General features: G+C 60.2%; 10 protein-coding genes and 2 pseudogenes. 7 read left to right on the forward strand and 5 right to left on the reverse strand.

What is annotated here, in order from left to right; genetic code table 11:
* Positions 1-904 precede the first annotated feature (904 nt).
* A complete protein-coding gene (gene trfA, locus CFE42_RS22320; protein ID WP_004635253.1) occupies positions 905-1,867 on the forward strand; it encodes a plasmid replication initiator TrfA in 963 nt (320 codons plus the stop codon).
* 130 nt (positions 1,868-1,997) lie between these two features.
* Here the strand turns inward: trfA and CFE42_RS22325 are convergent, their stop codons facing one another.
* The 3 genes from CFE42_RS22325 to CFE42_RS22335 all read right to left on the reverse strand — a co-directional run bounded on the left by CFE42_RS22325 (position 1,998) and on the right by CFE42_RS22335 (position 6,285).
* On the reverse strand, positions 1,998-2,972 hold the full coding sequence (locus tag CFE42_RS22325; protein WP_004635255.1) for a ParB/RepB/Spo0J family partition protein: 975 nt from the start codon (positions 2,970-2,972) through the stop codon (positions 1,998-2,000).
* Between the two features lie 4 nt (positions 2,973-2,976).
* Positions 2,977-3,639, reverse strand: coding sequence for an AAA family ATPase (locus tag CFE42_RS22330; protein WP_004635257.1), 663 nt, complete (start codon positions 3,637-3,639; stop codon positions 2,977-2,979).
* A 531-nt stretch (positions 3,640-4,170) separates the two neighbouring features.
* Positions 4,171-6,285, reverse strand: a complete 2,115-nt coding sequence (locus CFE42_RS22335; RefSeq protein WP_052035700.1) for a phage integrase family protein — start codon at positions 6,283-6,285, stop codon at positions 4,171-4,173.
* 196 nt (positions 6,286-6,481) lie between these two features.
* Between CFE42_RS22335 and CFE42_RS22340 the strand changes: the two genes are divergently transcribed.
* From CFE42_RS22340 to CFE42_RS22360, 5 genes are all read left to right on the forward strand, one after another.
* Positions 6,482-7,090 (forward strand): hypothetical protein, encoded by a 609-nt coding sequence (locus CFE42_RS22340; protein WP_225694715.1) that lies wholly within the window; start codon positions 6,482-6,484, stop codon positions 7,088-7,090.
* Entirely contained in the window at positions 7,087-7,272 is a 186-nt protein-coding gene (locus tag CFE42_RS22345) for a hypothetical protein (RefSeq protein WP_004635264.1), read from the forward strand. The genes CFE42_RS22340 and CFE42_RS22345 overlap by 4 nt, the downstream gene beginning before the upstream one ends.
* Before the next feature lie 54 nt (positions 7,273-7,326).
* A complete protein-coding gene (locus CFE42_RS22350) occupies positions 7,327-8,181 on the forward strand; it encodes a DUF5677 domain-containing protein (RefSeq protein ID WP_004635267.1) in 855 nt (284 codons plus the stop codon).
* Between the two features lie 16 nt (positions 8,182-8,197).
* Positions 8,198-10,597 (forward strand): restriction endonuclease, encoded by a 2,400-nt coding sequence (locus CFE42_RS22355; protein WP_004635269.1) that lies wholly within the window; start codon positions 8,198-8,200, stop codon positions 10,595-10,597.
* 389 nt (positions 10,598-10,986) lie between these two features.
* Positions 10,987-11,712 (forward strand): hypothetical protein, encoded by a 726-nt coding sequence (locus CFE42_RS22360; protein ID WP_004635270.1) that lies wholly within the window; start codon positions 10,987-10,989, stop codon positions 11,710-11,712.
* A gap of 144 nt (positions 11,713-11,856) precedes the next feature.
* Here CFE42_RS22360 and CFE42_RS22365 read toward each other — a convergent pair whose 3' ends face one another.
* Together CFE42_RS22365 and CFE42_RS22370 are read right to left on the reverse strand one after the other, a co-directional pair.
* Positions 11,857-12,618: a hypothetical protein gene (locus tag CFE42_RS22365; protein WP_004635272.1), complete on the reverse strand. Its 762-nt coding sequence runs from the start codon at positions 12,616-12,618 to the stop codon at positions 11,857-11,859.
* A gap of 85 nt (positions 12,619-12,703) precedes the next feature.
* Positions 12,704-13,003 (reverse strand): annotated as a pseudogene (locus CFE42_RS22370) (HU family DNA-binding protein); the annotation flags it as partial.
* On the opposite strand from CFE42_RS22370, the pseudogene CFE42_RS22375 reads away from it, so the two are divergent.
* Positions 13,003-14,073: pseudogene (locus tag CFE42_RS22375) on the forward strand (IS66 family transposase); the annotation flags it as partial. The pseudogenes CFE42_RS22370 and CFE42_RS22375 sit on opposite strands and share 1 nt — an antisense overlap.

A 14,073-nucleotide genomic window follows, 5' to 3' on the forward strand; every position in this document is an offset into this window, starting at 1 on the left:
CTCCCCTGGCCATCGGTGAACTATCAAGAGTGGTGCCTCTCCCCATCGGTGAACTATCAAGTCACAACCCGCCTCAGGTGCATCGGTGAACTATCAAACGTGGCGCGTTCTCGCCATTGGCGAACTATCAAGTCGCAGTCCCCTGGGGGCCCATAGGCGAACTATCAAAGACTCCTTTCTGAGCGCTCGCTGCAGGTGCAGGACCATTGGCGAATCACCAATACCCAGCGCACGATCTGTGTCCCATAGCGCACAAAGAGGTGCATTTCCGATCTCTTTTTGGCGTGCTTTCCTGCGAAAGCCTCGGTCCAGGCAGGCCCGTTTGATATTTGACCTATGCTCTGTCGGATTCCGGGAGCTAATTTCTTTCAGTTACGCCACTATTGGAGAGAGTGGTTACTTACTTTCGTACAGATCAAGCGTTGTTGCTCCGTGCCGCACGCCCCGCCTAAATTGCCTCTGAGTGGCGTTGTAGCGCCATGTGACGGTACCCAAGGCAGTTGTGGGGCAACACGAGGGCATGGGCGAACTATCAATAGTGGATCGGCGATTCACCATTAGTAGATCGGCGATTGACTAGTAGCAGTATGGCTGAACCATCACTAGCAACACAGCTATACAACTATTGGTAGTTCGCCAATTATCCACAGGGCTATCTCATTGATTACAAAGGGGAAACCGCCATCCCTAATAGGTTTTCTAATCTTTTCTTCTAATACAATGCTGCGAATGTTGTCTCACATCCTGCCCAGCAGAAGGGGCGGCTACGCCGCATTGAGAGATTGATTTCAAAACCATTGGTGAACTATCAATGATCATCGCTGAATTACCAATACCCCTTGCTTGACAGTGGTAAACGTCCCCGCATAATGCCCGACAGGCAATATCGCCCCGGGAATCCAGCATGGCATCGACAGAATCAGGCAACTTCGAGCTTGTATCGGATCTAGACTCCGATGCAACCTCCACGCGTTCGCCTCGAGCCAAGGGTACTCGCACTTCATCGTCTGCAAGCCTTCTCGACGCCACTGAGAAGCTGTTGGCAAGCGCGGCCAATCGCAAAGCAAAGGGTGTGGTGAGTGCACCTGTCCCACTCGAGTTGCCACTATGGCCAGAGGATAAGCGTGGGTTGCCGAATTCGCTCGCACGTGGTGCCCTCTTCACGGCAGCCAAAGACAACAACCGTGAGTACTTCAAGGGGATGAAGGTTCTCACGCTTGCGAACGTGGACATTGTCTACAAGGGCGAAGAGCTGCGTCAGGACGACATGAGCGTTCTCTTGACGATCCTGCACTTGGCACGGCAGCGGCCTCTCACAAAGGATGACCCGGTTCAATTTACTGCCTACAGCTTTCTGAAGGAGGTAGGTTGGACCATTAACGGTCAAGAGTACAAGCACCTCCAGGAATGCTTTGACCGACTGGTCGCGAACCAGGTGAAGGTGTTGGCGGACGGAGGGAAAGCTGGGTATGCCGGCTCTCTAATTCAGTCGTTCGAGTGGCGCGACTCTGAAGGTAAGAGCCTTAGTCGCTGGAAGGTTTGGTTTGACCCCAAGATCGCTGGACTGTTCACCCAGGACTCCTACACGCTCATGGAGTGGGCCGAGCGAAAAAAGATTGGGCAACGCTCTCCACTTGCACTGTGGCTTCACAGCTTTCTGTCGACGCATCGTGAGCCAATCCCTATTTCCGTGGCCAAATATCGAGAGTTGAGCGGCGCCAAGGAGAAATCGCTCGCGGGCTTTAGGCTACGCCTCAAGGCCGCGCTGCAAAGGCTGAAAGACGCGGGAATGCTGGACGACTTCGAGATCAGGAATGACCTCGTGTATGTCGTCAAAGGCCGTCCGCGGCTCGCTAAAAAAGCTTGACTCTCGCCGCGCAGTGAACGGCCGCGTTCGACCGTGTCCCCATACCGGCCTGAGCGGATACGGCGTCAACCAAAACGGCGGCATGCCCGATTGGTGATTGGCTCTCCCGAGCGGCCGCCCTCGCCATACGTCACGCAACGTGTGCAGGGAAAAGATCCTTGATCTTCTTTGCGACCTCCTCAGCCTGCTGCGCGCTCAGACCTTTCAGCTTCAATTCAAGGCGGCCGTCAGCCTCAAACGTTCTGAGTTCGCCTTTCGCTTCGCCAAAGCTCAAGCTCTCACGGATTGCGCGCGTTCTGCGCACGGGACCTTTGGCCGCTGACTTGCGGCGAGTAACCACGTCTCGGTAACCCAGCCCATTCTTCGCGGCGTCCTGGATGAGTTCGAGGGTCTCTTCGTCGCCCTGCTGTTCCCAGAATTCGCGCAAGGCGTTGAGCATCTTGTGATTCATCAGCTCCGAATACTCAGACACACCCAAGACTATCTTGTGAGGCAGCTGCGCGAGCGACAGCGTGCGTGACACATGGTCTTCGCCAAGATTCAAGGCTTTGGCGAGCGCGCTTTGGGTTGGGTAGATCTTCCGTGCCAACAGCTCCTTCCAGCGAATTGCATCGTCGAGCGGAGTTTGGTCTCGGCGCTCAACGTTGGCAGCACGCGCCATTTCGTACAGCTCTCGCTCACTCGCAGGCTTGGCGCGGATCTCGACCCGAAGCGTCGGGATACCCGCCGCTCTTGCCCCGCGCAGTCGAGTCTCGCCTTCAATCAGTACGATTGCCCCGTCGTCCTCCTGGTAACCGAGGGCGGCTACGCGTTGGCCGTTGTTCGACAACGAGACCGCCATTTCGTCCACGGCTGCGCTTGTATAGACGGCGCGCGGATTTAGTGGATTCGACTTCACCCGTTCAACGGGCACTTCGAGAATTTGGCCGATCACAATATCTTGGCTCGAGCCAACTTTCGCTGTTACGTCGTGTGATACGGCATGAGCATGGGCCGGTGCTTCAGTTTGTACACGTGGATCCCCGACAATTGGGGCACTTGCAGCGTTTGCCTCTGCTACTGCAACGGCGGCCGGAGAAATGGTTTTTTTCTTGAAAGTGGCCATTGAGTCACTCCTTGTTGGCGAGTTCGACAATCTCTTCGTACAGCGCCTGCATCTCCTCGATCGCCTTTAACGACCTGTCGGAACCCTTGAGTTCATGCAGGGCGCGGCCAGTCTTTCCGGTAGCACGCCACGCCTCGCGCTGGGCGATGTGAGTTCTGCAGACAGGAATGGATTCACCGGCGAAGTATTCCCTCAATTCACTCGTGGCTTTGGCATTTTCTTTTGTAGACACTCGGGTGAGGACGACATGGGCCGGGATGCTTCCAGTCTCATGACGGTGATCCAGTGCCCGGAGCGCTTCGAACACATTGAGTGTCGATTCGACCTCTTGCTGATCAGGTCCACAAGGTACCAGTACAAGGTCTGACAGCTGTGCACATTCCAGCATCGTTCGATAGTTCTGCGCACCGATATCGACAACTACCAATGTGTACTTCCCGGCGAGATTCGCAAGTTCTCTTGCTGGATTTGGCGGCAAAGAAAGCACAGGAATTGCCGGAGTGACACCTTCATCATTACGAATGCGCGACCACGACATTGCAGAACCCTGTTTGTCCGTATCCAAAAGAACGACATCGATTCCTTCTCCCGCCGCCAAAGCTGCGAGATGCGTAGACAATCGGGTTTTTGCGACACCGCCTTTTTCGGCACCAATCGTGATAACCATGGATGTCCTCCGGGGAAATTTTAGAAATCAAGTGAAGTATATTTCACTGAAAATTGAATAACAAGAAATATCGTCTGAAATCGCAATATATTTCACGCGCACTCTTCTGCGTCGATTAGGTTGGCTCGAGCCAACCCAGCGCGGATGTATCTCACTTTGAAGTGACGTTGAATCGGAATTCTCGTCTTATGAATGACGGTGTTCTGTTACAGGCAAACCGAATTGGGCGAGGGTATCGGAAGTTGGCTCGAGCCAACTTCCTCGGATGCTCTCGTTCCCGAAGGGCTAAGTAACGTCCATTCGGTACGCCTCGGCGATACCGAAGTTGGCTCGAGCCAAGACGAGGGTGTGGCTGAGCGATTGTTGGCGGGCGTGATCGTGGCACCCTGCTATATACTGAAAGTTAGTCTGCGCGAAAAACATGGGCTTCGTTTTGCCCTGCCGCACATATAGCGCTGTGCCGATCAGCAACCAAGAGAAGGGGAGGGGCCTGTAGGGAGAAGCCAAAGTCTCACTGCAAGACGCGTCACTTCAGCGTTTACCCCAGAACCCCCTCAACGCCGCCATCCGATTCGCATCCTCCGACGTCACGTAGTGCGTGGTGGTGTCGAGCGACTTGTGCCCCAGGTTTTGCCGCATAACCTCGACCGGCGTGCCGGCTGCAATCGCATGCGACGCATGGGTGTGCCGCATCCAATGTGTGCTGGCCGCATCCAGCCGTGCGGCGCCGCGTGGATCGGTTGCCTCCAGCTCGTCTGCACAGGCCTGGAAGAAGCGCTTGATCTGACGGTAAAGCACGCCGGGCGAGATCGGGTCCGCCGAACTCGCGCTGTCCTTTTTTGCCCACGGTGCCCGCTCGGCCTGGTCGGTGGCGTGGCCGAGCAGGGCCGCCGGCTCGCGGACCTGTGCCGGATTGCTCGGGTAGCCGCGCGTCGTGAGGTAGACCCCCAAGGCGTGCACGACTTCATCGGGCACAGGGACTTCGCGCGCCCGGGTGCCCTTGCCGACCACATGCAGCCACCATCCCTCGATGCGCTCGCCAGCACGCGGGAGCGCGAGGCTGCGCCACTCCAGGTCGGAGGTCTTCGCCGCCACGATCTCCGCGAGCCGCAAGCCGCTGGCATAGAGCAGGGGTAGTGCGATCTGCAAACGGAGGTTGGCCGAGGTGCGCGGCAGCCGCGCCAAGCGGCCCAGGGCGAACACCCACTGGTCCTCGGTCAAGCTCCGGCCGACGTCGAGCTTCGGCGCACTGATGCGCGCCGCCGCGACACTCTCCCACGGATTGCCGGCCAGATAGTTCTGGTTGTTGAGGAACCGGTACAGGTTCTGCAGCACGGTGAGGGCATAGGCCTGCGACTGAGGCGACAGCTTGCCCTCGAACGGCTTCCAAGCCGGCGTCCAGCGCTCGCGCGAGCGGGGTGCACACCAGTCGTCGGGCACGTCGGCAAGGAAGTCGCGGTAGGCCACGCAGTCCTCGGTCGTCATCGAGGAGAGGGGCTTGAGGCGAATCCAGATGGCCCACAACAGAAAGCGCTCGGCCTCCTTGCGATAGGCGCGCTGAGTGTTGGAGAGGTAGTGCAGCCAGTCCAACGGGCCGGGCTCGGTCACCACATCGCGCCGGCCAGCGCGCAGCCGTGCAATTTCGGCAGCCGGCAGCCCCGGCTTCGAGCGCAGCCAAGTGAGCAGCGCCTCGTAGTCGTTCTGCGCGTCCATCAAGCACTCGAACTGTGGCCGCCTGAAACGTCCGTTGCTGCCGTCGAGCGCGGCCGGCACCACGATTTTCTCCAAAGGGAGCAGGCCGGTGCCGGCCGCCACGACGCTGGCACGCTCGTGCGCGTAGAGCTGACGGCGCGGGATGCGGGCGTGCTCGCCCAGTTTGCGCTCCAGCGTGTCTGCGTTCGCGCGCAGGAAGCGCTCGATCGCGTGTGCCTTCTTCTCGCCGACCCCGCGCAGTGCCCGAAACCAGCCGCCGCCCAGACTGTTGATACGGTCGATTAGGGCCCCGATGGTCGCCGCGCCGGCGGCTTCCAACCGATCCGCGACGCCGGCAGCCAACCACGCGTGGCAGTGGTCATCCACCCGTACCGGTTCAGCGAGCACCTTTTCGAGGTCAGCCAGCAGGCGCAGCTGCCGCTCCATCAATTTGGCACGGCGCTCCGCCCGCTGCACCTCGTCGCCGAAGCGCTCCCGGTACGCCTCGAGCTGCTCCTCCACGCTGAAGTCGTCCAGGCCGTTCTCGATGGCGAAGTCCTCCAGCGACGGTAGCGCCGGGCCGCGACGCGCCAGTCCCGAGAGGTCGATGCGGATCAGGCGCACCTTGCCGTGATGGCCTGCCCGGCGGACGGCCGCCGCGAGTTCGGCGCGCAGCCAGGCGGTGAGCCGTCGCACCTTCGGGTGGGCGACGAAGCTCTCCTGTGTGAGTTCGGCCTGCGCCTCCAGTTCGCCGTCGATGGCCAGGTAGCGCGCCCACATCGGGCGGGCGTCGAGACCCTGGACGACCGCACGCAAGAAGGCGAAATGGCCACGGTGGAGGTGGCGTCGAACGACGACGCGGCGGCGGCTGGGTAGAGTGCGCTTTATTTCACTTTGCAGCGTCGCAAGGCTGGGGGGTGGTTCAGGGTTGCGGTCGGGGTCGAGCAGGTCCATGGGCGGCAAAGCCTTGTCGGGCATGGGTTCCGGGCCTATTTGGGAAACGTGAAAAAGTGACGTTCTCGAAAGCGTACATTAATTTTACAGTACATGATAAGAATACTTATCAACCACAGTAAAAAGCGCACTTCACTCGATGGAGTGCGCTTTTAGGCATGTTAGAATCAGCCCAATAGCCTCCATCCAGACCGAAATGTCGTCGCCGACCTCAAAAATGGCGGCCCAGCGCCAAGACTGGGACACTGCCGAAAGCCGCTGCGCTGAGCGTCGCGAGCTGGCAGGCGCGGCGGCCAGCGCGGCCGTCGCGGTAGAAGAGGGGGTAACGGTGCGCTTCCGGCCGATCGGACGGACGGACGTCGATGCTGCAGATCGCTGGACCTTCGGAGGCTATGCCCCAGGCTGGCTATGGTCCCGCGAGTTGACACGGGCTCGCCGTCGGCCGCGCCGCGTGGAGGCCGCCGTTTATGCGGAGTTGCCGGATCACACGCATGTCTTGTGTGGCTTGATCCTGGGGCGGATCAGTAATCGACACGTGGTCGCGTCGATCCACCTGCTCAGCCGTGCGCCGGCACCTAACCCGCTGCAGGGCCGCTTTGCCAAGATCGCAGTGCGCTACCTGGAATTCTGTGCGGCGGCGTTTGACTGCACGACGGCCTCATTGCAGCGGCCCATTCCCGAGTTGGTAGATTTCTACAAAAGCCTGGGCTACTCACGGGTCGTGGAGAAAAAGGGTAAGATTGAGAGACTTGAGCGCGATCTGGGGGCAGTCCTGTCCGCAATGCGCAAGGGAGATCAACCATGAAGCCGACAGCACGCAAAATTCGACGCCAAGCGCTCCTGGCCGAAAAGCCGGAACAGGTCGCCGCGCGCCTCGCCGTGTTCGCCAAATTGACGCGCGAACAGGCGGTCGCGCGCCGGTCGGTAGTGGAGCCCAAAGTAGCAGGATCGGTGTTGGCAGGCCGGCGCGTAAGGGTTGCAGGCTGAGGCCACACTCGCACGTTACAGGAGCCGCCTTCGGGCGGCTTTTTCATATCTGCAATGACTGCATCAGTGCTGAACCATGATCTTTCGGGGGACTTTGAGCGCCTGCTCACGTTGGTGATGCAGCTCGTTGAGTCCCAGGCCGGGCAGCAGATCCCGGTGGACCAGCTTTGGATGAACGATGCGCAAGTGCTGGGCAAAAAATTCTGTTACCACGTAGCCTCGCTGCGCCTGATAGCCCAACCGGTCCAAATCGATATTGCCGGGTATGGCGCAGATCTTCACATCGACCACAGTTCCGTGATGATTCTTGCGCGCGCGGCTCTGGAGACCTACCTCACGTTCGCCTACATCTACGGCAGCAAAGATGTGGAGGTCCGACAATTCCGCCATATGATCTGGCGTCGTGCCGGCCTACTGGACCGACAGGCGTATCCGGCACGTGCGCCAGAGCACCAACAGAAGTTGGCCGACGAGAAGACAAGGATCGATCAACTCCAGATCGAGATCGAAGCCCACGGCGTCTGGCAGCAGTATTCCGAACCGATGCGTAAAAAGGTTCTGAAGGGCGAATGGCGCGCCGGCCAGTCTTGGATCGACACTGGCATCGCCGCCGGTTTCCACCCCGTCTATATCCGCCAAATCTACAGCTTCCTCTGCGGCTACGCGCACTCGAGCTGGCTCAGCATTCTGCAGATTCGCGATGCACAAGCGCTTTGCGACCAGGAGGCGATGGCCGCTAGGTTCGTAAGCGTGGCCCTCGTTTTCATGAGCTTCTTTGCAACGAGCTACGTTGCCTTGTTTCCGCAGGCTGAGGCGGTCCTGGCCAGCAACACCGAAGCGGCCAACCTTGCCCAGCGGTGGCATCTGACCGCTGATCGCCAGTCTGCCCTGTATGGCACAACGAACTGAGCTTGCCGATTCGCCTATGCCCGCCGACCAAAACCCACCTGCTAAGCAATTCCCCCGGAACGAACGAGTGCCGGTGGCGCGCGCGGTTGCCACGACGATAGAACATGCCACGGCCGCCCAAGTCAAAGCGCTGGCGGAGCCGTTCAAGGGAACCTCGGTGGGTCAACGGTTCTTCGGACCTGGCTGGATCGGTGAAGATGGCGTTGCTTGCATAGTGTTCATCGCCCAGGACCGTGACACCATCCAACGGCTACGTCGACAGCGGACGTGCGTCGCAATTGGTTGGCGTTGGAACAACACCCCCTCCATGGTGTTTTCCTTTACGTTGATGACAGAGGGAAAGAATCCCCATCCCCACACACGGTGGATGCGGCCGAGCGCTGATCCAGTGGTTGCGGCGATTCGCCAGCGCGGTCGCTTTCGCATGATCGCCGTTTCGCCGGAGGGGTACCAAACTGTTTGGTTTGAGGCGCAGTTGCATTCGGGTTTTGGGGAAACCGCTCCCTCACTCCAAGGCATGGAGCAGCAATGGCAACATCCGGTGCCTGGACTGCAGGGGTCACGCGAGGGTCAGCGATTCGATCCATTCGAGCGCGAACGAAAGGCTGACACAACCGATGCCGCTCCTGCGATCCCGCTTTGGGCGGAACCCGCGTCAGACGTCTGGTCGGAGCTGAACTATGACGGGCCCTGGGCAGGCGACCTAAATGCAACAGACAAGGCTCGCGTCGCATGGGGCAGGCAGGTGTATCGGAATCGCCGCCTCGCCGCTGGCTTCGTGCGCGGAATTGCAGAGCGACAGGCATATGACCGCGTACCACCGGTCGTCACGGAAGAGGGCAACTGGCTCGGTGAGGGCATTATTGCCGAGCAGGGCAGGGTGCTAGTGGCGCGTGCGCCATTGATCGGACGTTGGCTGGCAGCATTGGCGGGTCCAGCCCCCGATGCGGAAGCTGCGTATCGGGCGTGTGTTGAGGTGCTGCATGACACGTACGCGCTGTTCTGTTTGCTCGACAAGCTGATTCCGCTGCTCAACGATGCGGGCGACCAAATGTTGTCCGAAGCCGCACGTTGGACGTTCGAGGCTGCTCTGTTGGATGACAAGATCACGCAGGGCGGCACCCACCGGCCCTGGTTCGCCAACACTGGGCAACACGGTTTGGAATTGCGTAGTGCGCCGTTCAACCTCGAAGCGTCGCTGTCCGACATCGAGGAGATGTGGCGCAGCGGTCTGGACATGCTGGACCTCATTGACGCGGGCCAGCGCCTCGGGCCAAACGATTTTCCGGTCCCGTTGTCGGATGTCTGTGAAGCCATGCGCGGCGTCGCGCTCGATGGCACCGAAGACGAAGCTGAAGCGACGATTCAGGCGATGCTGCGCGAAGCACAGGAAGCTCGGCAATGGACTATCCCGTGGGGCGCACGAGTAGAAGTGGCGTTCGGCCCATTCGTGGCGGTGCGGATCTTTGAGAACCAAGGCGAGTTCGCGTGCCAATTTCTCGACGCAGCGCAGCGCTACCACCATGTCGCGATTGGCATTGCCAGCGATCCGCCGCGCGCAACAGGTGGCCGCTTGATCCGCCCGCGCGATGATGATGGCGAAGTGACGTGGAACACGGACGCCGAGTTGAGCTTGCAGTTGATCGCAGCTGCGATCATCCGGGACTTTCTTGTGGTGGAGGAGCGAGAGTCGCTGTTTGGTACGCGAACGACAACGCGCCGCAGCCGTGGCCGTGACTTGACGACGGTGGTGTACCTGCCGCGCGTACGCTATAGCCGGCCCAATCTACGGCAGGCGACACAACACGCGCACGAATCTGGTCGTGCCCCACACGCTGTCACTCAACACCTGCGCCGGGCGGCAACAACATCGGCGACTCAGCGTTTTCTCGCACAGCGGTATGGAATGCACCTTCCAGAAGGGTTCACATTCGTGCGCCCACACACTCGCGGGGCAATGGCGGAGGCTGAGCGGGTGCGTGTCTACCGCAGCCGCTCGGCATCGCGCATGATCTACGAAGAGGTATCAACCGCGCCAGAAGGTGCGCGGCCGGCATGGTTTGAGTTCGAGCGGGATTGTATGCAACTGCTCAGGGAACGAGGGCTGCGCGTGATTCACCAGGCCGCCAGTCGGGATGGCGATGGTGGCGTCGATCTATACGCGGTTGACGAGAGCGGCCAATCTTGGATCGTACAATGCAAATGCTGGGCGGCGCATCGCAGTGTCGGCCCGGAAATCGTGCGTGAACTGCATGGGGCCATTGCCTTTGCTGATCGCGGCAGCAGCGGCACCAGCAAAGGGATCGTCATTACCACAAGCCGCTTTACTTCGGGGGCCGCCGAGGTCGGGCGCGAGTTTGGCTTCGAACTAATCGACGGCCAGCAATTTGCTCAGTGGCGCCAAAATCGGCATTGAAGTTGGTTCACTGTATGAGCGAGCACCTTGCCTTGCGAACGTGCGCGCTATCATCGAACGGGCCAAAACCCTCGAAGCACTCCCATGAGATCCCACACACGATGGCTCGCCTGCAACAGTTGTGGCGTCCTGCGTGACCACGTTCCCGAAAATGCCGGCGTAACATCGTTCGACGCGGCACACCGGGTGCAGCTTTGGATCTGCACGATTTGCGGCGCTGCCCACCCGGTCGCACCGGAGCATAGTGATCAGGCCGACCGCGAGCGATTGGAGCGCCTAGGACAGTTGCGACTAATTGAATGAAGAAAGCTTGTCGGCACCCGTTTGACACCGCATTCGGTCAATCGCGTTGCTGAACTATCAACACACACAACGATGAAGGAACGCGGATGAAGTTCTACCATTTCACGTCCGTCTCGTACGCCGAAACGATCCTCTCGATGGGGATTTCGCGTGGCCACGTGAAGCATGGTGACGGAAGCATTCGCAACTCAGTGGTCTGGCTGACGACGGATCCCGATGCTGATGGTCACGGCCTGACGACAGGCGACAAAACGTTGACCGCGAGAGACATGGAGTATCTGACCCGCGTCGATGGGGTCGCACCCAAGAATGGCATCGTCATGAACAAAACCCGAGTGCGCCTGACGGTGGAGATGTCGGCCGACACAGCCACTCTGATGCCCTTTGTCGAGTACTACGCGCGTCGTGGCGAAAAGCCCGATGAAGCCAAGCTTATGGGCCTTTCCGCATACGTCGAAAATCCTTGGCGTCTGCCTCTCACGAGACGGCGGCATTTATTGAAATCGACCACAACCAAAGAAGGCACGTGGTGGCTCTCGTTTGCGCCGATCACCGCCTCCGAGATTACGCGGGTCGAATACAACAGCCCGGCTGGGTTCGTAGACTACGACTTTGAAGCGCATGGCCGGCAGCACTTCCATGACGCAGGCTTTGTGGTGCCCAGCGCCGCCACGCTACAGTCGCTGCACCCCCTGGTGCCCTGCGACTATCCCTTCGAGAAGGCGAAGGCGTTCGCTTTCTGCTTGGACACGAAGCGCGTTCGACGTGGCGACTGGTGCGCCGGCGTTCGGAATGAGCCACCCGAACGCTGAGGCCTTGGCCAAGTGGGTACGCGACCACTCGGACGAGTTGCTCGACTGCTGGGCCCGCGCTGTTGACGTGTACTACAGCTACTACCCGAAAACAGGGATGCCTCGCCCCCCAGTTCGGTTGAACCCGTAACTACGGGTGCGGGCCTAGCGATCCTGCGCTGTCGAGGGGGCCGCCGCCGCTTCGCTGGCGCGGCCTGTCTTTGATGTAGTCGTCGACTCTTTCGCTGCGGTGGATGTTGAGTGGAAAGCGGCACCAAACTTGTCGCTGAAGTCGTGCCAGCCGGTCACGACCGTCACGAGGGCACTAAACGCGACGAAGGCAGCAACAGGCCACCAGGCAAGGAACGCGCCGACGGCCCTTGCTACCAGGCTTGGCCGAGTCGTCATCGCCTTCTCCGCCGATTGGTAACGGTCTCGGCGCCGCAGCATTCCGATGCGCCAACGATCCCACCGCGAACCACCGTCGAGCACACTGGATACGCGCCAGTATCGGAACGCGTCGGCCACGGCTGCGTCGATGACGCTTTGTGTGACATCGTTCGGGCCCACGAACACTCGCCAAACGATGAGCTTTTCGGGCTGCCGCATGAATTCAGACTCGTACGGATAGAGCAGCACGGCGACATTGCCGGTTTTGGCTTGAGAGAACACAAGTGCGGCTCCGTGCTCCGCCGCTGTCGAGCCCTGTTTTCTCAGCGAAGCGCCCACCGGATGCTGGCCTGGGAATAGGGTGACAGTTCGGTGCTCGCGTTCGACGCGCACGTATAGCCGTTCGAGGTAGCCTGCTTGCTCGGCTGCAGTGATGACCTTCTCAAATTTCTCTTGCAGAGCCGGCTTCAGTACGACGTTCCAATTGATGAACTTGTAGCGGCGCACGTCCGCGCTACGCTGGGGAAAGAGAGACAAGACATCCTCATGGGTTGCGTTGGGCACACGCGCCAATGAAAACGGGAGGCTTGGCCTCCCGTTGGCACGAATGGCAGCGGAGGACTTACTGAGCGGCGTCCTTCACCTTCTTCAGCGGGCGCACCTTGACACGCACGCTGGCCGGCTTGGCCTCGAACCATTGCTCTTGGCCCGTGAAAGGGTTTTTGCCGAAGCGACGCTTGGTGGCCGGTACCTTCACGGATACCACCTTGAAGAGACCAGGCAGCGTGAACTCGCCGGCGCCTTTCTTGTGCAGCGCACTCAGGATGGTGTTCTCCAGATGCAGGAGCACGGACTTCACGGCCTTGGCCTCAAGTTCTGTCTGCTCGGCCAAGTGACTCACCAGGCTGGCTTTGGTGAAGGTGTGCGCTCAAGCGCATTGGCGAAGACATCAGCGAGAAGCTGGACTACACGCCGGGCACGTTCACCGTGGAGCGTCACATCCGCGGCAAATGGGTGTGCGATCAGTGTGAGACGCTGGTGCAGACGCCGGTGCCACCCCACGTCATCGACAAAGGCATCCCGACGGCCGGACTGCTGGCACATACGCTGGTGTCCAAGTTCGGCGACCACCTTCCCCTGTATCGGCAGGAGCGCATCTATGCGCGCGCCGGTCTGGCCATCCCGCAATCGACACTGGGCGCGTGGGTGGGCATCTGTGGCGTGCGTCTGCAACCGCTGGTGGACGCCCTGCAAGAAGAGGTTCTGAGCCACGGTGTTCTGCACGCCGACGAAACGCCAGTGCAGATGCTCGCGCCCGGCAATGGCAAGACGCACCGCGCCTACCTGTGGGCCTATGCGCCGAGCGAGTTCGAGAAGATGCGCGCGGTGATTTACCAGTTTGCGCCCAGCCGCAGCGGCGAGCACGCTCGCGCGTTCCTGGGGCAGTGGCAAGGCAAGCTGGTATGTGATGACTTCGCCGGCTACAAGGCCAGCTTCGACGGTGGCGTCACTGAGATCGGTTGCATGGCCCATTCGCGGCGCAAGTTCTTTGAACTGCACGACAAGCACAAGAGCGAATTGGCGGGCCAGGCACTGCGCTACATGGTGAGCTTGTACGAGATCGAGGCGCAAGTGCGGGATGCTGAGCCAGACCAGCGCCTGGCAGCGCGGCAACAAAGGGCTGGCCCGATTCTAGAGCGGCTGCACGCCTGGCTCGAGGAACAGCGACGCCGCGTCCCAGACGGCTCGGCGATCGCGCGGGCCATTGACTACAGCCTCAAGCGGTGGCCGGCTCTCGTGCGTTACCTCGACGACCCGACGGTGCCCATCGACAACAACCACGTCGAGCGACAGATCCGGCCGGTTGCCCTGGGTCGCTCCAATTGGTTGTTTGCAGGCTCACTGCGCGCCGGTCAACGCGCGGCTGCCGTCATGAGCCTGATCCAATCGGCCAAGCTCAACGGGCACGATCCCTACGCCTATCTGAAAGAC

This window comes from Ralstonia sp. PBBBR1 (assembly GCF_002256165.1).
Taxonomy (GTDB): Bacteria; Pseudomonadota; Gammaproteobacteria; order Burkholderiales; family Burkholderiaceae; genus Ralstonia; species Ralstonia thomasii.

Coding starts and splice junctions, on each gene's coding strand:
- trfA (WP_004635253.1), top strand. CDS start 905: ATGGCATCGACAGAATCAGGCAACTTCGAGCTTGTATCGGATCTAGAC.
- CFE42_RS22325 (WP_004635255.1), bottom strand. CDS start 2,972: ATGGCCACTTTCAAGAAAAAAACCATTTCTCCGGCCGCCGTTGCAGTA.
- CFE42_RS22330 (WP_004635257.1), bottom strand. CDS start 3,639: ATGGTTATCACGATTGGTGCCGAAAAAGGCGGTGTCGCAAAAACCCGA.
- CFE42_RS22335 (WP_052035700.1), bottom strand. CDS start 6,285: ATGGACCTGCTCGACCCCGACCGCAACCCTGAACCACCCCCCAGCCTT.
- CFE42_RS22340 (WP_225694715.1), top strand. CDS start 6,482: ATGTCGTCGCCGACCTCAAAAATGGCGGCCCAGCGCCAAGACTGGGAC.
- CFE42_RS22345 (WP_004635264.1), top strand. CDS start 7,087: ATGAAGCCGACAGCACGCAAAATTCGACGCCAAGCGCTCCTGGCCGAA.
- CFE42_RS22350 (WP_004635267.1), top strand. CDS start 7,327: ATGACTGCATCAGTGCTGAACCATGATCTTTCGGGGGACTTTGAGCGC.
- CFE42_RS22355 (WP_004635269.1), top strand. CDS start 8,198: ATGCCCGCCGACCAAAACCCACCTGCTAAGCAATTCCCCCGGAACGAA.
- CFE42_RS22360 (WP_004635270.1), top strand. CDS start 10,987: ATGAAGTTCTACCATTTCACGTCCGTCTCGTACGCCGAAACGATCCTC.